The sequence below is a fragment of the Reticulibacter mediterranei genome (assembly GCF_016587455.1).
This window is the reverse complement of sequence record NZ_BNJK01000001.1, coordinates 1,594,665-1,614,772: the sequence shown is the minus strand read 5'-3', so window position 1 is coordinate 1,614,772 and position 20,108 is coordinate 1,594,665. Positions and strand designations below refer to the sequence as shown.

The following is a 20,108-nucleotide window of genomic DNA, read 5'->3' as shown; positions in this document are numbered from 1 at the left end:
AATACAACTGGCCCTATCACCTGGAAAAGTGATAGGGCCAGTTGTTGTGTGTTTGACTGTGTGATATGGTTCTCTATCGTCAGGAGCTACAATAACTGAATCTCAAAATTCCAGGGTTGTGGAGCAGGCGACTCAAACTGGCCCAACGGATCAGCCGCACGTATCGTGAGGATATGCGCCTCTGGTGAAGGAAGCGGGCGAAAACGGGCGCTGCCCTGATAGACTGCGTTGTTTGGTCCGCTGGCGAGATCGGGGCGGGCAATGAGGATGCCTCCCCTATCGCCTGTCCACTGTGTCCCTGTATTATCTTTCAGGAAGAAAATGATACGTGGAACAAAGGCGAAACCACTGCTAAAAGGCGGCCTGATCCACATGTAATGCAGCTCAAAGCGCTCCTGATAGTATTGAAGCTGATGCAGTATTAGGGTCATTCCCTGCTGCTTTTGTTCTAACTTCAGCGTCACGCTACGTAACGGTTCATTGCTAGTTGTGAGGTTGCTTCGGTCTGTATCGAACGATTGGGGGGCAGCAATGACCACCGGTGGACGCGAAGCAAGCTCCAGGGCTTTTGTAGAAAATGGCGTTGGATCGCTAATGATTTCATTGCATAATTGCAGACATTCATCGCAGATATATGCTGCCCCCGGCCCTGCTACCATGCGTCGCACCTCCGATGAGTGGCGACCACAAAACGAGCAACGGGCCAATGACCGATCAAAACTCATAACGCCTTCTTCCTTAGTGACTTGAGGCTGGGGATTACCCCTTGAGCGTGCGTAATGCAGCCGAGGCCGCATTATATAATCCGAGACGTTCTAGCATCGAGGCGTGAGCCTCCCATTCTAATGTATCATCTAACGGTTTAAGAATTTCTGACTGATCGGATATAGTGTTCTTTAAGGACAAAAGCTCCTCTGCTGTTGCGGGGAGCGCCTTCTCCGTTTGCTGCTCCTTTGATCCATACCCATTGTGCCTGCTGGCATCGTTATGCGTATCGGTCAGGTGCTTGATACCATATTTACGCTGCAATGCCAGGGCAATTAAGTGGTCGGCGAAGTGTGGATTCTTTGGCAGGAGCGATCCATGCATATAGGTGCCATACGTATTGCGGTACACCGCGCCCTCCATCCGATCTTCGGCGTTGTTGCCATGTCCTTTGAGAACACGTCCCAGCGGTTTGGCCGTTCCCAGGTACGTTCTGCCTCCATGATTCTCGAAACCAACCAGAGTAGTGCCGTTCCAACTGATGGCAACGTTCCCAATGCATCTTGGCACCCCTGCGCCTTTGTGGATAGTCCAGGCGTCGAACACTCCGAGGCCTCGCATATCTGGTCCTTCAGCCGGACGATAATAATGGGCGAGTAGTTGATACCCACCGCAAACGGCCAGCACAGGCATATCATCTTCGATAGCGGCCCACAGTCCTATGCCCTTGATCTCATAAAGATCCTGGGCCACCGGAGCCTGTTCCTTGTCCTGTCCACCACCAATAAACAGCATATCATATTCATCTGGAGCCAGGGCATCGCCTATGCCCAGCCCGATGACGCGCAATTCTATTCCACGCATCTGGCAACGGCGGCGCAACGTCAAGATATTGCCGCGATCACCGTACAAATTCAGTTGGTCTGGATATAAATGCCCTAGCGTCAATGTGAGAGGCTTGACGGTCTCTTGCGTCATGCATCTCTCCCTTTCCAATAGTGTGCGGTCAAACCGCGTTGTTCTAACTCTCGATGTATTTCTAGTAAACCAGTATACGTTGGTACAATAAACAAAGTTTCACCTATTGAGAGACGGTTCAGTGATTGATCAATAGCGTTTTTGAGGCCATAGATGCGATTCTGTTGTGCAACAGTCTCCTGCTCCAGCGTTCCCGTTCCACGTTTGGCTGGTCGGAACCTCGCTTTTTTCCCTGTTGTCTCGTTTTTTCCGGTTCGTAAAGGGAGTGCCGGAACGATTTGCATATCTTCCGGTGCGATACCTGCGTATTTCAAACGCAAGGCCAGATCGCGAGCGCGTGTGCCAGTGACGGTGAGCGTTTTTGTATGTCCGACGGCGCGTTCAAAATCAACATCCCAGATCCAGGAAACATCCTCTCCGTCTGCGATACGATCATTTAAGACAAAAAGTATATGTTTGGCTGCATCATCGTTAAAAAGTGTGCGTAAAACTTCATTGAAACCCGTTGGATTTTTTGCCAGTAGGAGGCGTAGTGCCTTGCCCTCTACTTCGATACTTTCTCCACGCCCAAATACCGGCTGAAATTGTTCAATACCGTTCAGAATGGGTTCCCAACTGATATGTAACGCCTGAGCAGTTGCAATGGCGGCGAGCGCATTATATATATTATAAAGACCCGGCAAAGGGATTACGACTTCTTTTTGTTGGCTTTCTGATGCAATCTGGACACGTAATCGATCAAAACTTTCTGATTGGATATGTTCGGCTCGTACATCTGGTTGTGGACGCTTGAGGCCACAGTTGGGACACTGATAGTGGCCCATATGACTGTAGAAACGAATATCATAGGTGTATTCACTGCCACATCGCGAGCAGGCCCGTGTATCAATTACCTGATGCCACTCGGTCGACTCTTCCAGGGTTAACAGATTCAAAGCAGGATCATCAATGCCATAGTAGACTTTTTTCCCGGCAAAACCTTCCCCTAAGCTAGCAATTGTGGGGTCATCGGCATTGAGTACCAGAATAGTCTCGGCTGGTAACGTTGCAATAACTGTACGCCAGCGCGAAGCAATCGAATCAACCTCGCCATAACGATCAAGCTGGTCGCGAAAAAGATTGTTAAAGACGATCAGGCGTGGCGTGACGGCCTGGAGCGCCTGGGGAAGCGTTGCTTCATCTATCTCAAGGACCGAGATGGCGCGCTGTTTTTTATCCAGCTTCCCAAGAGGTGAGGCGCGGGTCACAAAAGCTGTGGCTATTCCACGCATCATATTCGAGCCTTCTTTGTTGTGCAACACACGCAACCCTGCATTTTGCAAAATCGAGGCGATAAAACTGCTGGTGGTTGTTTTTCCATTGGTGCCAGTGACGATGACGCAGCCTTGTTCTAATTGGGTAGCCAGGTGTTCAATAATATCGGGATAGACACGCTGGGCTACGAGTCCTACAACACTTGTTCCTCCACCCAGATGTAAGCGACGGCTCAGTGCTCCGGCAGTTCTTCCTGCCACTATTGCTAATCCCGCTCTTAATGGGCTACGCCGATGTTTCGGACTGCGCTGACTCTTTCCTGCCTGCTGTTCTGTTGCAAGCAAGACTCGGCCCCTGGTCTCTTCGCTTTGTTCTAGCGGTTGGTTTTCTGTAATGAGCCGAGATGACTTGTTTTTTCGCATGCTACTCCTCCGAATGAATCAGCGCCTTTGGTATGCTCCTCTATAGTAGATGCATGCAGCATAGCATGCATGCATGTTGGGGTCAAGTGATAAGAGCTTTGTCCCTGCAAGTACTAGATCTTCTTTGCACCGTTGGTTGGTCCTGGTTCTCGGCATATTTCCGGCTCTCAATCCCTCTCAGAGAATAACAGATCATGCCGACACCTTGACGCTTGTAGAAGAGTCATGTAATGTACCTGAAGGAAGAATTGCGATTCGGCGATTTTCTCTGGATGGGAGAGAAGTCTGGATGCACCTTTACGATGTAAGAAAACTGCGCAATATGCAGGTGGCATAACCTTTCGCGAAATCAGGTGCCTCTTGCATCTTTGTGATAGAATACGTCCGACCATTCTGATTGTGTAAACAGAACCTTGAAACAAGACTGTAGTTTGGGTGCTGAACGACCATGTATTCTTCCCGTTCAGAACTTGCCGGCTTTTGGCATCGGGAATAATCATTGCGTAGAAGCAGTTCTTATGAGGAAAGAGGATTATTGGGTCAGGTCGATGACAAAGAATTGTGAATGTACTATTGCGAAGTCCTGCTTTAAGCAGGTTCTACTAGAGGTATCTTGTAAAGAATCAAGGTGGGGAGATGGCAAAAAAACTTGTAATTGTGGAATCACCCGCTAAGGCGAAAACAATAGAGAAGTTTCTCGGGCGTGATTTTCATGTGATGGCCTCAATGGGTCATATTGTCGATTTGCCGAAAAAGGGGCTTGGTGTCAATACACGCAAAGATTTTGCTCCTAAGTACGAGGTTATCGAGAAAAAAGATAAATTAATTGATGAACTGAAGGCGGCCTCCCTGCGTGCCGATGAAGTCTTCCTGGCTCCCGACCCGGATCGTGAAGGCGAGTTTATTGCCTGGTCGTTACAAAATGTCCTGGGGTTACAAAATCCACGCCGGGCGGTCTTTCACGAGATTACCAAACGTGCCGTGCAAGATGCAATTAAAAAGCCGCGTCAGATAAACGAAGATCTCTTTAATGCTCAACAGGCGCGGCGTGTTCTGGATCGTCTGGTCGGGTATAAAATCAGCCCCCTTCTCTGGCGGCGTATCCAGTCTGGCACCAGCGCAGGACGTGTCCAGTCAGTGGCGCTACGCGTGATTTGTGATCGTGAAGCCGAGATTCGCGCATTTGTGCCGGAAGAGTATTGGAGCATTACGGCCACATTAAGTAAGCATCAGCAGAAAGAGCGCTTTGAGGCCACATTGATTTCTCGCCTCAAGGATATCAACACCATTGGTGAGGATGCAACCGCTAATGGAGATGAGGCTGCTGCGCCTGCTGAAAAGCAGAATGGAACAGGCAAAGCGCCCAAAAGAGAGAAGGGCCGTATCAAAATCTCTTCTAAAGAGGAGGCCGATACAATTCTGGCCGAACTTCAAGGCGCGACCTACTCCGTACTGAAATATGAGGAGCGCGAACAGCGTCGTCAGCCCTATCTGCCCTATACCACCAGCACCATGCAACAGGATGCGTCAGCGCGGCTCTACTTTAAGCCCAAAAAGACGATGAGCGTGGCGCAGCAGTTGTATGAAGGTATTGCTCTCGGTGAGCGTGGGCAGCAGGGTTTGATCACCTATATGCGTACCGACTCAACGCGCATTTCTGAGGAGGCGCAAACAGCGGTAAAAGCTTTTATTACCGGCGAATATGGTCAGCCCTATGTGGGTGCGGGACGTACCGGGAAAGCAAAGGCCACGACTCAGGATGCGCACGAAGCGATTCGCCCTACCGATGTGACGTTGATCCCTAAAAATGTTAAGCCTTATCTGACACCCGATCAGTTCAAGCTGTATGATTTGATCTGGCGGCGTTTTGTGGCAAGCTTTATGGCTCCAGCTGTCTTTGATACCGTGCGCGTTGATATTGTGGCAAAGCAGTATGTGTTTCGTGCTACCGGCTCTAATCTGAAGTTTCCAGGCTTCTATGCCGTCTGGCCGCGCGAGGAAGATGAGAAGCTCTTGCCAACCATGCAGGTGAACGAGACGCTTGATCTACACGGCCTGAAGCCAGAGCAGCATTTTACGCAACCCCCTCCACGCTATACTGAGGCCAGCTTGATTAAAGAGCTGGAAGAACAGGGCATTGGGCGTCCAAGTACGTATGTAACGATCATTAGCACGATTCAGGATCGCGGCTATGTGGAGCAGGAGCAACGGCGTTTTGTGCCGACCCAGCTGGGGTGGATCGTCAACGAGGTTATGAATAAGCACTTCCCAGATATTGTCGATATTGGCTTCACGGCGGATATGGAACGCAAACTGGACGATATCGAGGAGGGACGCCGCTCCTGGACCGAGTTCCTGCACCATTTCTATGGCGATTTCAAGACAACTCTGGGGAAAGCCGAAGCCGAGATGGAGCGAGTGCAGAAGCCGGTCGAAGAGCTTGATGAACAATGTCCAGAGTGCGGTCGTAATCTGATTATTCGTAGCGGACGCTTTGGGCCTTTCATTTCCTGCTCAGGTTTCCCGGAGTGTCGTTATGGTCGCTCGGTCGTCAATAAGACGGGAGCGTTATGTCCCCTATGTGGCGGCGATATCGTGGAGCGCAAGACGCGTCAGAAAAAGCGTATATTCTACGGCTGCAATAACTACCCAGCCTGCAACTTTGCTATCTGGGAACGGCCCGTCCCTGATCTTTGCCCCAAATGCGGTGGCTTGATGGTAATTGCGAAACCTGGTCAGGAACCAGTCTGTTATCAGGAGGTTGTCGTCCCTCAGCGCTCAGCGGAAGAAGAGCCGCAGGCTGACGGAAAAAAAGCGACCCGCACGACGAAAAAGAATGCAGCTACATCGGCTGCCAGCGATGCTGACACAGGGAAGAAGAAGGCGGCGACTCGCCGTACGACCACCACGCGCAAGAAGGCTACAGCGACAACTGTGCCGGAAGAGACAGTTACTATTGAGCAGCCTGTTGCCAGTAATGGAAAGAAAGCGGCAACAACGACGCGACGCACCAGCAGCCGCTCCACTGCAACAAATGGGACAACAACGAAAAAAGCCGGCTCTACGCGAAAAACGACTTCTGCTGCAAATTCTACCACGAGAAGTAGATCAAAAGCAGTCAAGTGATTGGGAGCGGCAGAAGGATGGGGGCGAAGTGTGATATAATCACAAGCAATAATTTATTGCTCTCCCAATCAAGGTAAGTCTGCATTTATTGGAGGATTACATGCCGCATGCAGTGACTCTGATTCCTGGAGATGGTACAGGGCCAGAGATTACCGAGGCTACGCGTCGCGTCCTTGAAGCTACCGGGGTGAAGTTTGTCTGGGACGTGAGGCGAGCGGGAGCGGAAATGCTGGAGAAGTATGGCACGGTTCTACCCGATGATGTCATTGAATCGATTAAACGGACAAAGGTGGGATTGAAGGGACCAATTACCACGCCAGTTGGTAGAGGCCAACGCAGTGCAAATGTGACGTTACGTAAAAAACTTGATCTCTATGCCAATCTTCGGCCCGCAAAAACGTATCCAGGGTTGCGTTCCCGCTATGAAAATATTGATTTGATTATTGTGCGCGAAAATACGGAAGACCTCTATGCCGGTATTGAATTTCAGCGTGGCACCCGTGAACACGAAGAGATACTTGAAGCGATTTCTCGCTGCTCCGGGCATCAGCTCGACCCTGAATCTGCCCTGAGCGTCAAATATATCTCCGTTGCTGCGACCCGGCGCATTGTCAGGTTTGCTTTCGAGTATGCACGCGCCAATGGGCGTCGTAAGGTGACAGCTGTCCATAAAGCCAATATTATGAGACTCTCTGATGGCCTCTTTCTTGCTACCGCTCATGAAGTTGCGAAAGAATTTTCTGATATCCAGTTTGAAGATCGCATTGTGGATAACATGTGTATGCAACTTGTGCAAAAGCCTGAACTCTATGATGTGTTAGTGTTGCCCAATCTCTATGGCGATATTATTTCGGACTTATCCGCCGGGTTAATAGGAGGGCTTGGTGTGGCTCCGGGCGCGAATATCGGGAGCCAGTGTGCAGTCTTTGAGCCGGTACATGGCAGTGCGCCAAAGTATGCCGGGCAAAATAAGGTGAATCCAATGGCGATGATGTTTTCCGGGGTGATGATGTTACGTCATCTTGGCGAGCGCGAGGCTGCTCATCGCCTCGAAAGAGCTTTGACGCAGATCATTGCGGAAGGCAAATATGTAACCTACGATTTAAAGCCTCGCCCAGACGATCCTACTGCTGTTGGCACCTCGCAGGTGGCCGACGCTGTCATCGAACGGCTTCATAGGTGATCCTCTCTCTAATCAGACAAGCAGAAACGACCTGTCAGGGCCGCTCCTGCTTGTTCTCTGCTGCTCGTGCTTATTCGGCTGCCTCTTGCAGCGGCGGGTGTGGCATGACCTGGCTTTTGCGTCGCCATTGATGGCGGGCCTGGATATAGCGAATCGTCCCCGAGCGTGAGCGCATCATGACTGAGGAGGTGCGAGCACCCCAACCAAAATACTTCACGCCGTCTAATAACTCTCCGCCACTGATGCCGGTAGCAGCAAAAGAGACATCATTGCCTTTCACCAGATCGTCGGTGCGATACACTTGATTGAGATCGATCCCGTCTTGCTTAAAACGCTCTCGTTCTTCGTCATTGCGCGGCCAGATTTTGCATTGGATCTCTCCACCAATACACTTGAGTGCAGCTGCGGCCAGTACCGCTTCTGGCGCTCCTCCAATGCCCATCAAGACATCTACTCCAGTGTAGTCTTCCATCGCGGCCTGGATTGCCGCCGCAACGTCTCCATCGCTGATGAGGCGGATGCGCGCTCCTATTTCTCGAATCTGCCGAATGATCTCCTGGTGGCGGGGGCGATCGAGAATAACGACCGTGAGATCATCGATATGGGCCTCGCGAACACGCGCTATGCGGTCCAGATTGACGGCAACAGGAGCATTAATATCAATCACATGCTTGAGCGCTGGCCCGACAGCGATTTTCTCCATGTAGAAGACACCTGGCGGGGCTGCATACATGCTGCCTCGTTCAGCAATGGCAACTACCGCGAGCGCTCCCGGAACACCTTGCGATAGCGGACGCGTGCCATCAACCGGGTCAACTGCAACATCCACTTCTGGCTGATTTCCATTTCCCACCTGCTCTCCAATGTAGAGCATTGGGGCTTCGTCTTTTTCTCCCTCTCCTATGACAACAACTCCACTCATATCAACACCGTCGAGTGCTTGACGCATGGCATCGACCGCTGCCTGATCGACCATCTCTTTGTTACCCTTGCCCATCCAGCGTCCGGCACTTAACGCGGCGGCTTCGGTGACACGTACTAGCTCCATCGCCAGGTTTCTGTTTGTCACTTGGACTACATCGAATCTTGGTTCCATAGTTGTTAGATCCTTTGCTAGGCTCTCAATTAGAGCCTCTTGAAACGATGCTGGCAATAGCCAGGACGGAACAAGCTCCCCATTTTTCTCCTGTTTCTTTTATAGATTACACGTTGCTTCCCCATGTCATGGGCACGATTCTCTGTCCTGCTACAGGAGCGATTTAGCATGGCTGTTCGCGACTCCACGTGGGGGGTGAAGGGAACTTTTCTTTAATAATATCATTTCCCAGGCATGCCATGCGATTTTATCTCTGCTTTCTCATCTTCATCTCATGGTGAAAGTGGATACTCGCGATGGTACTATTAGCTATGGTACTATCACAAGCGATAATATAGGGAGGTGAAAGCGTGTTTCTTAGTATGTCATTGTCACCTCAACGTTCTCGCAAAAAGTACAATCACGCAGATGAGCAAAAGGAAGTGTGCTTGCGATACAGAATGTAAAAGATAGTTTTCGTGTGTTTGCTAATTTTAATAGCAACAGAATTGAATAGGCACTTATCGTGGAAGGATAGAAATCCTATGCAAGTAGATCAAATATGTGACGAAGCCATAGCACAGCGTTCGGCATTGCGCGTTGTCGAAGTTGATCCGCAGAGCGATGCTCGCTGGGAAGCCTTGATGAATCGTCTCCCTTCTAGCGTCATTTATCAGCATCCAGCCTGGCTAGCGGTCGTGGAAGAAGGCTATGGCTATAAACCGCTTCATCTTGCCTGTGAAGATGCTTCTGGTAATATACACGGTATTCTGCCTCTTTTTTATCGGCGAGGATTACGATCCGGGAAGATTTGCCTCTCACCACCACCAGTAGCTGGCCCGCTGGCTGATAGCGAACAGGCCAGTACGCTGCTGATTCAGGCTGCTATTGAGCGGAGTCGTAATGAACAGGCCGCCAACTTTCAGTTTATGACAAGATCTACAAATTTCGATAATTGTGTGGACAGTGTGGTGGGCGTGCCTGTGCATGAGTCGTATGGACTGAAATTGCCGGAGCGACCTGATCTTTTGCACCTGGATTCGCGGGTCAAGCGCGCGGTTAACAAAGCGACCCGTTCGGGGCTGCATATTCGACCGGCAGAGACGATCAGCGAATTGAAAGCATGGTATCAGCTCTATCTGGAGACCATGCGTAGAGCGCTGGTTATGCCGCATCCATATCGCATTTTCGAGCTATCCTGGCGACATCTGCATCCGCTGGGAGCGTTGCGATTGCTGCTGGCGGAGCATAGCGAAGCCGGACAACGGAAGTTAGTGGCAGGTTTTTTATTTTTTCAATGGAATGGCATTAGCTGGCACCTTTATACAGGATGGAAACGAGAGGATCAGGATTTGCGTCCCAATGATCTGCTTCATTGGCAAGCGATTCAGGATGCTTGCACACAGGGCTTACGCTGGTACGATTTCGGCCATGCCCCAGCAGGAAATCAAGGCATCGCCCAATTCAAATCCAAATGGGCAACTGAAATGACAACGACCTATCGTTACTCCTATCCGCTTGTCTTGCATGGCGAGACGAGTAGCACCACACCTGTACCCGATCAACACACACAATCCACAGTGGCGGCTCCTGGTCGTGCAAGTCAGGTGAAAAGAGCGGTACGAGACCGGCTTGTCACTCCTCTCTGGCAACACTTGCCGCTCAGAGCAACTCAGCTGATTGCGGAATGGAGCCGGGCTGTTCATTATTATTAATGTGAGTTCGGTACTGTTGGCGAACTCTTTTCTATCCTGTTCGCAACTTTGCTGCTCGTTGAGTGGGAGCGCAGTTCTCCAGCAGTATCGAATTTTTCCTGAGTGCCTTCCCTTCTCTTGCCATTAGTGAGCGAAATGCCCACACGGCGAAATTTGTGACGCATTTCATTTCTCCAGTGCTCAACTGCCCTCTATACTATTATCGGTCCTTGATGCTGAAGCTATTCTTTGGCTGAATGTACATCTAAAATAATCTGAACAACATGGGGTTCTGCTGAATGCAATTTTCTATCGGGGGATGAAAATAATGAAAAAAGAACTGCCTCACAAGACTACCCTCGCGCACTCATGTCTTCTGTTCATGGGCATCCTGCTTGTTGTTTCTATGCTGGTTGCCTGTAGTTCCCAGGGAGTTACAACGGCCAGCACACAGATACCGCTACCCAAGATTCTCGGTTCTGGCACCCTCATCTATGATGGGCGATACGTGGTCGGGACAAAGGGGGGCACTTTTGGTATGCACATGGTGAACGCGCAGGTGGGATGGGGATTGCACTCTAATGACAATGGGACACATGTCACCCTCTACCGCACGACTGACGGTGGAAAAAGCTGGAAGCATCTCTCAGCGCCGTCGGGCCTTACATCAACACAGTTCGATTTCTACGGCTTCGACGAAACAATGGCCTTTCTCATCCCGATGGATTCCAGCAGCTATCCTCATCCACTTTCATACTACTATGGTACGACCGATAGTGGCGCGACCTGGCAGAGGCGGGACTGGCCGACCATGCCAGCCCTGAAAGGAGTTGCCGCAACCTTCAAGTGGACCTTCCTCGACCATAACCAGGGATGGGTAACGGCAGTCCCCAATATGACTGGTGGTTGCGGCTGTGGTGATGTAGGGAAACCTAAGAAGCCAGTAGACTTTGAAGTACTCTTCCATACCACCGATGGCGGTCAACATTGGCAGAAAGTGGCCCAACTTCCCTCCAAATATGAGATCGACAGCCTCATCTTTACCGATGCCCATAATGGCTGGCTGTCCGCTAAGATTGATGATCCCAAACACCCTTTTCCCGATCCATATCATTACCCTTCCACGCTCTTTTTAACACATGACGGCGGTCATACGTGGACGCAGCAATCCCTGGCCCTCCCGCCGCAGGAAGTCAATCGGCCCTTGAATATCCAGATAACATTTTCCACCGCGCGGGAAGGCAGCCTCTTCGTAGGCTTTCTTCAAGAGGGCGAATATGCTGATGCTATAAAGACCTATCAGTACCTGCCGCAAGCCGACGGCACGACATGGAAGGTCAATGGCCCCGTCTTGCCAACAGCGTCTGATGGAACATATGTTGACTTCACCCGGCTGGATGACACACATATCGCAGAAAATGGATATGGCTATTCTTCTCTCTTAACGTTGCAAAAGAATTCATGGATGGGTACTCCTTTGCCAAGCACCTATCATGATTTCGTTGTACAAATGTTCTCACTTCAAACCGGTATTGCACTGGCGATGGTTTCAAATAAGGACTCAGTCGTCTTTACGATCAGTAATAGTGGGAAAACGTGGACCAAAGTAGGAGACGTTCCACAGGCGTAGCGGGACTGTCATCTGGCCTCTCGAACCTGCTTGTACGGGAGTTGAATACCGTTGGCGAACCCAAACATCAGGCTCAGATTGAACCTCGTGGTGTTGTTGTGTCGAGCTGAAACAGAGGGTTCGCCAACGGTATCGTATTCTGGATGAGCAGATCCTCCTCCGATGAGATAGAACCAGAACTCACGTACATCAGGATGGTTTGCCTTACTACAAAGAAACGTAGCGAGGATGGAGTCGGCAGTGTTCGGCGATGATGATAGAGCGCACCTTTTCAACCGCTTCTGCCAGATGCCCCTGCCGATTTTCTACCACGTAGTCGTAGTAATCCTGTTGTGCTAGCTCATATTGAGCGTTTTTCAAACGGAGTTGACGTTCGCTGTCTGTCTCGGTATCTCGATTGATCAGGCGGCTCGTCAGCTCCTCTATGGAGCCAGGCACCAGGAAAATAAAGATGGCTCCTGGAACTTTTTGCCGTACTGTTGCCCCTCCCTGAACATCGATTTTCAGCAACACATCGCGTCCCAGTGGCAGGTTCTCCCGAATTTGCTGCATTGGTTGTCCATACCAGTTGTCATGCACCAGAGCATGTTCCAGCAGTTCATTGTTGGCAACCATACGTTCAAATGTCTCCACATCAACGAAGTGATATGGATTCCCTTCGCTTTCACCTGGACGAGGAGCACGCGTCGTAATGGACGAGACCACATGAAAGTCCATGCCCTGCTCTTTGAGGGTGTTTATGACGGTATCCTTCCCGGCTCCTGAAGGGGCTGAAAGCACAAATAGTAATCCCTGCTTCAGTTGTGAATGTGTAGACGACGTAGATACATTGTTACTCTGTTGAGCTACAGTTTGTTCTGTCTCAATTCGCATACTTTCTTTCCTGGCTGTGTGATGATCTAGAGAGGGCTGGTGTACGAACGGACGACTCTTTGCTATACTGTTCAGCGACGAGTTTCCTGATGTTGTTTGATCCATTCCATATGGTTATGTTTGTAAAATGGAATGCTCTTGGGACTTATTGTACAACACGAGTTCCACCTCGCGGAACTCCAAGCGTTGCGAGTTCAACGCGAGTTCGTGATAGAAGATAGTTGTATTGTTTGTTCTTTATCGAAGAAGAGATGGGGGAGATGTTATGCATGTGGATGCAATGACCCTGGCAGCGGTCGCCGATGAGTGGCGTATTTTGCTGGCTGGTGGACGTATTGATACCATTATTCAACCGACCGAACACTCTCTTGCACTTCAATGTTATGTTCCGGGGAGTCAGGGAGAAGGGGGAAAGAATCGCTGGATCTATCTCTCCGCTCATCCTCAACTGGCGCGGGCGCATCTGACCGCCCTCAAACCAGCGAGAATTACCAGCGAGCCTCCGGCGTTTGTGATGCTTTTGCGCAAACATCTGGAGGGGGCGCGTATTGAAGCCGTCGTGCAACCACGTTGGGAACGTGTGATAGAACTGGTTGCTGGCTATCGTAAAGATCCGGAGAGCGATGAACGGACGCGCTTTCGTTTGATTGTTGAGATTATGGGACGCCATAGCAACATTATCCTCTGCAATGAGGATGATATGATTCTGGGTTGTCTGAAACGTGTTGGCGCAGATGTGAACCGGTATCGCGTGATTGCAACCGGAGCGCCATATGTGCCGCCGCCACCTCAACAGCGTATCGTCGCTGGTAAAGCGCTGCCACGCCTTGAGCCAGCGCAACTCACGGCGGCGCAACTCTCGATCAGTGCAGCGGAAGTGCCAGAGGAGGAACCAGAACAGGCTGGTGTAAAGAAACGAAAACGTGCAATCTCACAACCCACTTTGTGGCAATTGCTAACCAGACATGTGCTTGGTTTCAGCCCTCTGCTGGCCCGTGAAGCCGTGTATCGGACCACAGAGGATACCGAAACGGTGATTGCGCAGGCAAACGAGGAGATCTGGGAGGAACTGGCCTGGAATGTGCGCGAACTGGGTAATTTGTATGATCGCAGACAGTGGCATCCTCAACTGGTAGAGCGGCCTCGTATAAATGCTGGAGAGCAGGAAGCGGCTGCCCCCATACCTGTTGCTTTTGCGTCCTACGTGCTGGAACAGTATATGCAAAAGCCGGAGATGCAGGTGCGCGAATCGCCATCGATCAATGTGCTGCTCGATGATTTCTATGCGCGTAGCGAGTGGCGTGATGCGATGGAGGGTGTGCGCGCTCCTATTCGTAAGGTGTTGCAGACGCATCTGGAGCGCTGCAAACGCAAGGCCGATCTTTTGCAGCAGGAACTTGCGGTTTCAGAAGAAGCTGCGCGCTATCGTTTGCAGGCCGAGTTGCTGCTCGCGTATCAGCACGAAATACATCAGGGGCAGCCATCGGTAGAGGTAGAAAATCTCTTTGAGGAGAATGGGAGCGAGGCTCCTCCAACCGTTACGATCCCACTTGATCCACGCTTTGATGCTGTTGGGAATTCTAATCGCCTCTTCCATAAATATCACAAGTTACGGCGGGCATTGACCCTGGTTCCCGATCAGATCGAGCAGAATAACGTTGAACTGGCAACTATTGAACAATTGCAGGCTGATTTGATGCTGGCGGAGACTCCAGCCGACGCTGCTCTCGTCAAGGCCGAGGTGCAGGCAGCTGGATATATGCGAGGCAAACCTGTAGAGAAGAAGGTCCAAAAGGCAGCGAAGAAGGGCAAGGGTAGCAAGCAGGGCAAAGGTAAACCTGCATTACCGGGTGGAGGAGTGCCATTGCATATGCAGAGCAGCGATGGTTTTACCATTTTGATCGGGAAGAATAGCCGCCAGAATGAAGAGGTAACATTTCATCAGTCCAGCGCCCATGATATCTGGCTTCATGCGCGCGGCGTTCCTGGATCGCATGTGATTGTGAAGGCTGCGGGCCGTGAGGTTCCGCATCAGACGGTGGAGCAGGCAGCCAGTCTCGCTGCGTACTACAGCCAGGCCAGGGGCAGCACAAATGTTCCCGTTGATTATACGTTGCAGCGCTACGTACGTCACATGAAAGGTGGTGGTCCTGGCATGGTGATCTACGAGCGAGAACGCACGATCTATTCGCACCCGGAAGCAGCGCGCCAGTTGGTAGAAAAGTAGTAACCAGTTTTTATAGTATATGTGTGGGGTGATTGCTTGGTTAGTCACCCCTTTCTTTATCGTTCTCGCGAAGATCCAATCCCTATTTCTTCCCGATATTTCGTGACCGTGCGGCGTGCCATCGGCGTCCCACGTGCGGTCATAAGCCGTGCAAGCTCTTCATCGCTCAGGCGATGTCTGGGATTTTCGGATTGTATAAGTTCGCGCAAAATATCTTTGATGCCCAGCGAACTATCGAAAAAGTCGGAAAATGGAATCAGGCGTCCATTGGGTAACAGAACGTATTTATTGGCTGTTGCCCGGCTGACCGTTCCCTCGTCCAGGTTCAGGCGTGTCGCGACCTCTGCGCGGGTTAGTGGGCGTAAATAGCGTATTCCCTTGCTTAGAAACTCGCGTTGATAATCCACTACCAGTTCGGCAACTCGCCGCAATGTTTTCCACCGCCGTTCAATGCATTCAACAAAAAATCTTGCTCGATCACTATGATGGTGCATATAGCGCTGGACCTCCTGGCTGGCAAAATTGGCCGTTCTGCCTTCCAGGTCCACTCCCGTATAGTTGGTCTCAACGGTAAAACGGTAGCGTTTCTCCTCAACGAGTTCTATCTCAAAACCGCTCTCTCCTTTGCGGATAATGATGTCGGGGCGAATATAGGTGGCACCACTTTCAAGATGCACGTAATGTGTCCCCGCATCATATGTATGAGCTGGAAAGGGATGCAATGTGCTGCGTATGTAATGAGTTGCCTGCCGAACCTCTTGCTCTGTGACTTTCAATTTGCGAGCAATCTCATGATACTGATTTTTGCCCAATTGATCGAGATATTGATCGATCAACGCGTATGCTAATGGATGCGGAGCGCTCTGCTCGCTCAATGCATGCAGTTGAATAAGCAGGCATTCTCTAGCGTTGCGTGCGCCGATGCCCAACGGCTCCAGCGTTTGGAGTTGGCTCAAGACGTAGTCAACCCGTTGTATTGGCAGCTGAAGGTGATCGGCGATTTCTTCAACCCCTATTTCCAGATAGCCGCGTTCGTTGAGGTTTCCTACCAGTTGCTCAGCTATCAGTGCGTCATCGGGTGGAATGAGCGCCTCCAATTGCTGTAAAAGCGTTTCGACCAGTGTTGCGCCTGTTGGAATATGAGCAAGGAGATCGTAGGCATCATCGTCATCGATCTCGGCAAAGCCGTAGTTGTCGATGTCGTAGTAAGTATTGGCCCCGTGCAGGTCATCGGTCCGGGGTTGTCCATTAGTGTGTTCAAAGCGCACAAGCGGCTCGTTTGGCTCGGCTGCGTGACCACATGCTGTACAGGTTTGCCCATAAATACGCGTACCGCAGAAGAGGCAAACCTTTTGCTCAACAACTTCGAGCGCTGGATTTTCTATCTGTTCCTGATTGACTGCCTGTTCTAATTCATCTGACGATAGATGGAGAATGGTGCTGGATGTAATTAACCTCGCACTTACGCGCAAGGTTTGCTCTGATCTGGGTGTTTGCTCTAATCTCATACTCTTCCCCTGCTTCCCCTCTTTCCCTCTTGCCTGGTTATTTACGAAATGTCTGACTCTTGCTACGTCTAAATCCAGCCTCGGTTGAGTAGAGCAACATGTGCAGCCTCCTGTTCTGCCATTTGCTTATTTCGTCCTTGCCCTTTTCCGGCCACTTTGTCGCCCAACACGACTTCGACGGTGAACTCGCGATTGTGGGATGGTCCTTCCTGGCTGACGAGCCGATACGATGGGGTAATGCCCTCGTGGGCCTGTGCTAGCTCCTGGAAGAGTGATTTATTGTCTTTGAATAGCCGCTTGGAGACGATATTGAGCGCGATGGGTTCAAGGCGTGGAGTAAGAAATTGCTGGACAATCGCTAATCCCTGGTCAAGGTAAATTGCACCCAGCACGGCTTCAAATGCAGAGGCCTGGACGCGTTGCCCGCCGCCTGTATGCTGTTCTCCCCTGCCCATCAGCAGGTATTTTCCCAGGTTTATATCACGGGCAAACTTCGCCAGTGTCTCGGTTCTTACCAGTACTGCCCGCACATCAGTTAGCTCGCCCTCGGTCAGGTTGGGAAAGGTGCGATAGAGAAAGTCAGCGCTGACCAGAGCCAGAATTGAATCTCCCAGAAACTCCAGGCGTTCATTCGAGCTTTGGCCCTCTCCAGCAGCCTCATAGATATATGAACGGTGTGTAAGGGCCAGGCGAAGAAGCCCCGAATCCTGAAAATGTACCCCTAATATCGCTTCTAACTCTTCATTCATTATTACACCTCTAACAACATTTCTGCTTCATTTGGTGAATCCTCAAAAGACCGCCTATTCTCGTATTCTATCGCCATTGTAACGCGTTTTTCTTCAGTTCGCAATGCTCCTTGTTGAAAAGTCTCAGGAAAAAGCTCCGGTTTTTTTGGACTGGACGTGGTGGGCAAGATATGCTACACTTTTGTGGTGGATTTGAGGAAGACAGGCAATCACGGATCATATAGATGACGGTCCGAGGAAAGTCCGAACTCCATAGAGCAGGATGCTGGCTAACGGCCAGTGAGAGTGATCTCAAGGATAGTGCCACAGAAACATACCGCCAGGCCAACGGCCAGGTAAGGGTGAAATGGTGAGGTAAGAGCTCACCAGCAGCCAGGTGACTGGTTGGTTGGGTAAACCCCATCTGGAGCAAGACCAAGCAGAGGGGATAGCCCTTGTGCAATGCATAGGGGTTAGCAGGTTGCTCGCTTGTGAACCTTCGGGTTGGTCGCTTGAGGCGTTAGGTAACTAACGTCCTAGATAGATGGTTGCCCCCCATGTAGTCGAGAGGCGACATGGGGACAGAATTCGGCTTACGGCTCCCTCAACTCCACACCAACAAAAAGAAGGACAGAAGGAAATCTCCTCCTGTCCTTTTTGCCTATAATACCATTAGATGATAGTAATGCCCTGCCCACTACCTACCGGCTAATGCGGTCATGTTCAATAAGCCAGCGCATAAATTTGAGACGACGGCTTTCTTCGAGCATTTCGCGATATTCAATCTGGTCGTTGACATGGCTTTTCATATGTGCAAGCCGAGTGGCTTCGATATCAGAGAATCCAAGAGACAGTAGACGCTGGAAATCTTTGTCTTCAGTTGCATAAAAGTGTTCTTGCATAAGATGATACTCCCTTGTGAGCAAGCAAAAACGGACTACGGGGTAAGAAACGCATCCTGGAACTCGATGGTCTACTCGTTACTTCGTATACGTGCGAGACCTCTCTCTAGATACAACCTTCCGGCCTGCATCAAATTTTTTGATCCGCAATGCCTGTTTATTTTTCCCAGCTATGTTTATCATACTATCCTATTCTGATAAACGTCCTTAACTGTGGAAATTCAAAGGTGGGCCGTGGAACAAAATGAGGGCCGTTTTTCAACTAATCGGTACAGAGGAAACATCGGAAAGGATGACTTCTGTGTGTATAGTAGCACAAAAGTCCTTCACTGTCCACTTAAAGTGAACAGTGCCGACTATCGAAATACCGCATATCTGATATGCTGAGTGAAGATTGAACTTATAGAGATGGCACTATCGATCCCTGATTTCAAGCGATATCCTGCTTCATTCCCTATGTCGTGCAGTCGCTCCCATCTGAAATATTTTCAGGGTACGTTCTGTCGCATTACTGGTTAATGCTACCGCATGTTCCATTGCATATGCTAGAGACATAGGACCATCTGGTAGTACGGCTACGGCATCGACTCCCAGATCATACACTGTCCGATACTGTTCGCCCAGGCCACCAGCAAGGGCCAGCACCGGAAGATGATAGCGTTTTGCCAGTGCTGCCACTGCCCCAACGCTTTTGCCATAGGCCGTTTGTTCGTCGAGCTTCCCCTCAGCGCTAATGACCAGGTCAGCAGTGCGTAGTTTTTCTTCCAACTGTACTGCTTCCAGAACGATCTGCGCACCAGGTTTTAATGTTGCTCCGAGAAATGCAATCAATCCTGCTCCCAATCCACCAGCTGCGCCCGCGCCGGGAATGTGATCGACAGCAAGGTGGAGATCCTGTGCGATAATCCGGGCGTAGTGGGCGAGGGCTGCGTCCAGTTCTTGCACGATCTCTGGTGTTGCCCCTTTTTGTGGTCCATAAACGGCTGATGCTCCCATTGGTCCACAGAGAGGGTTGGTGACATCGCTGGCGACTTGAAACGTGCATTCGCGCAAGCGCGGGTCCATTGTGCTTGTCGAAATATGGGCAAGCGTGGCAAGAGCAGCTCCTCCTCTTTCAATCGGTTCTCCCGACTCAGTTGTGAGCGTGGCTCCTAGCGCCTGAGCCATGCCTGCTCCACCGTCATTGGTTGCACTGCCCCCGATACCGATGATGAAATGGCGACACTGTGCGTCCAGGGCGGCCCGAATCAGTTCACCCACTCCATAGGTTGTTGTAATGCGTGGATTGCGCTGATTTGCCGGAACCAGCGGTAATCCTGCGCATGTGGCCATTTCTATCACCGCTGTTTGGCCATCTCCTAGCAGGCCAAAGAATGCCTGTACCGCCTCCCCCAGTGGTCCAGTGACCTGTTGTGTTATGAGCTGTCCCCCTGTCGCATCTACAAGCGCTTGCGCTGTGCCTTCTCCTCCGTCGGCAATGGGCACGATTGCGATGTCTGCTTCTGGATAGACGCGGCGCACTCCCTGAGCGATAGCCTGGCCTGTTTCAGCTGCCGTAAGACTTCCCTTCAGCGATTGTGGGGCAATAACAATACGCATACCTTCTCCTTCTCAATGGTCGAAACTCTCATTTATTATACTTCAGCCTGCATCTATCGCGGCAAGCTATCCCAGGTTGCCATATTGCTATCCATTTTTTCCCATTGTAATGATAGTATCAGGGTATTGGTGCATCGCTGTTGTATAACAAGAATGTGGCAATATTGTTTGTTGCGTGCTAAAATAACTTAACTTTGTCGAGAA

14 protein-coding genes and 1 other RNA gene are annotated in these 20,108 nt (G+C 50.7%); 6 read left to right on the top strand and 9 right to left on the bottom strand.

Features of this window, described 5'->3' with window-relative positions; translation table 11 throughout:
* Positions 1 to 86: 86 nt before the first annotated feature.
* Genes K3T83_RS07040 through K3T83_RS07030 form a run of 3 tightly spaced genes read right to left on the bottom strand, consistent with a single transcriptional unit; the run spans position 87 to position 3,359 of the window.
* Positions 87 to 725: a ClpX C4-type zinc finger protein gene (locus tag K3T83_RS07040; protein ID WP_220202259.1), complete on the bottom strand. Its 639-nt coding sequence runs from the start codon at positions 723 to 725 to the stop codon at positions 87 to 89.
* Positions 726 to 759: 34 nt separating this feature from the next.
* Positions 760 to 1,683, bottom strand: coding sequence for a type 1 glutamine amidotransferase (locus tag K3T83_RS07035; protein ID WP_220202258.1), 924 nt, complete (start codon positions 1,681 to 1,683; stop codon positions 760 to 762).
* Positions 1,680 to 3,359, bottom strand: coding sequence for a MurT ligase domain-containing protein (locus K3T83_RS07030; protein WP_220202257.1), 1,680 nt, complete (start codon positions 3,357 to 3,359; stop codon positions 1,680 to 1,682). Before K3T83_RS07030 ends, K3T83_RS07035 begins: the two co-directional genes overlap by 4 nt.
* 636 nt (positions 3,360 to 3,995) lie before the next feature.
* On the opposite strand from K3T83_RS07030, the gene topA reads away from it, so the two are divergent.
* Both topA and K3T83_RS07020 read left to right on the top strand, forming a co-directional pair.
* Positions 3,996 to 6,485, top strand: coding sequence for a type I DNA topoisomerase (topA, locus tag K3T83_RS07025; protein ID WP_220202256.1), 2,490 nt, complete (start codon positions 3,996 to 3,998; stop codon positions 6,483 to 6,485).
* A 100-nt stretch (positions 6,486 to 6,585) separates the two neighbouring features.
* Entirely contained in the window at positions 6,586 to 7,668 is a 1,083-nt protein-coding gene (locus K3T83_RS07020) for an isocitrate/isopropylmalate dehydrogenase family protein (protein WP_220202255.1), read from the top strand.
* Positions 7,669 to 7,738: 70 nt separating this feature from the next.
* Here the strand turns inward: K3T83_RS07020 and glpX are convergent, their stop codons facing one another.
* Positions 7,739 to 8,764 carry a class II fructose-bisphosphatase gene (gene glpX / locus K3T83_RS07015; protein ID WP_220202254.1) on the bottom strand — a complete coding sequence of 342 codons (1,026 nt, stop codon included), beginning with the start codon at positions 8,762 to 8,764 and terminating at the stop codon, positions 7,739 to 7,741.
* 524 nt (positions 8,765 to 9,288) lie between these two features.
* On the opposite strand from glpX, the gene K3T83_RS07010 reads away from it, so the two are divergent.
* Positions 9,289 to 10,458: a lipid II:glycine glycyltransferase FemX gene (locus K3T83_RS07010; RefSeq protein ID WP_220202253.1), complete on the top strand. Its 1,170-nt coding sequence runs from the start codon at positions 9,289 to 9,291 to the stop codon at positions 10,456 to 10,458.
* A 307-nt stretch (positions 10,459 to 10,765) separates the two neighbouring features.
* Entirely contained in the window at positions 10,766 to 12,067 is a 1,302-nt protein-coding gene (locus K3T83_RS07005; protein WP_220202252.1) for a WD40/YVTN/BNR-like repeat-containing protein, read from the top strand.
* A 207-nt stretch (positions 12,068 to 12,274) separates the two neighbouring features.
* On the opposite strand, the gene gmk is transcribed toward K3T83_RS07005, so the two are convergent.
* A complete protein-coding gene (gmk, locus tag K3T83_RS07000; RefSeq protein WP_220202251.1) occupies positions 12,275 to 12,940 on the bottom strand; it encodes a guanylate kinase in 666 nt (221 codons plus the stop codon).
* A 265-nt stretch (positions 12,941 to 13,205) separates the two neighbouring features.
* On the opposite strand from gmk, the gene K3T83_RS06995 reads away from it, so the two are divergent.
* Complete coding sequence (locus K3T83_RS06995; RefSeq protein WP_220202250.1) at positions 13,206 to 15,167, top strand: Rqc2 family fibronectin-binding protein; 1,962 nt, start codon at positions 13,206 to 13,208, stop codon at positions 15,165 to 15,167.
* A 56-nt stretch (positions 15,168 to 15,223) separates the two neighbouring features.
* Here the strand turns inward: K3T83_RS06995 and rpoN are convergent, their stop codons facing one another.
* Complete coding sequence (gene rpoN / locus K3T83_RS06990) at positions 15,224 to 16,675, bottom strand: RNA polymerase factor sigma-54 (RefSeq protein WP_220202249.1); 1,452 nt, start codon at positions 16,673 to 16,675, stop codon at positions 15,224 to 15,226.
* 68 nt (positions 16,676 to 16,743) lie between these two features.
* Positions 16,744 to 17,424 (bottom strand): ribonuclease III, encoded by a 681-nt coding sequence (rnc, locus tag K3T83_RS06985; protein WP_220202248.1) that lies wholly within the window; start codon positions 17,422 to 17,424, stop codon positions 16,744 to 16,746.
* Positions 17,425 to 17,617: 193 nt separating this feature from the next.
* On the opposite strand from rnc, the gene rnpB reads away from it, so the two are divergent.
* An RNA gene (gene rnpB / locus K3T83_RS06980) (RNase P RNA component class A) lies at positions 17,618 to 18,014 on the top strand.
* A 90-nt stretch (positions 18,015 to 18,104) separates the two neighbouring features.
* Here the strand turns inward: rnpB and K3T83_RS06975 are convergent.
* A complete protein-coding gene (locus K3T83_RS06975) occupies positions 18,105 to 18,305 on the bottom strand; it encodes a hypothetical protein (protein WP_220202247.1) in 201 nt (66 codons plus the stop codon).
* A 447-nt stretch (positions 18,306 to 18,752) separates the two neighbouring features.
* Entirely contained in the window at positions 18,753 to 19,904 is a 1,152-nt protein-coding gene (locus K3T83_RS06970; protein ID WP_220202246.1) for a glycerate kinase, read from the bottom strand.
* Positions 19,905 to 20,108: the final 204 nt, after the last annotated feature.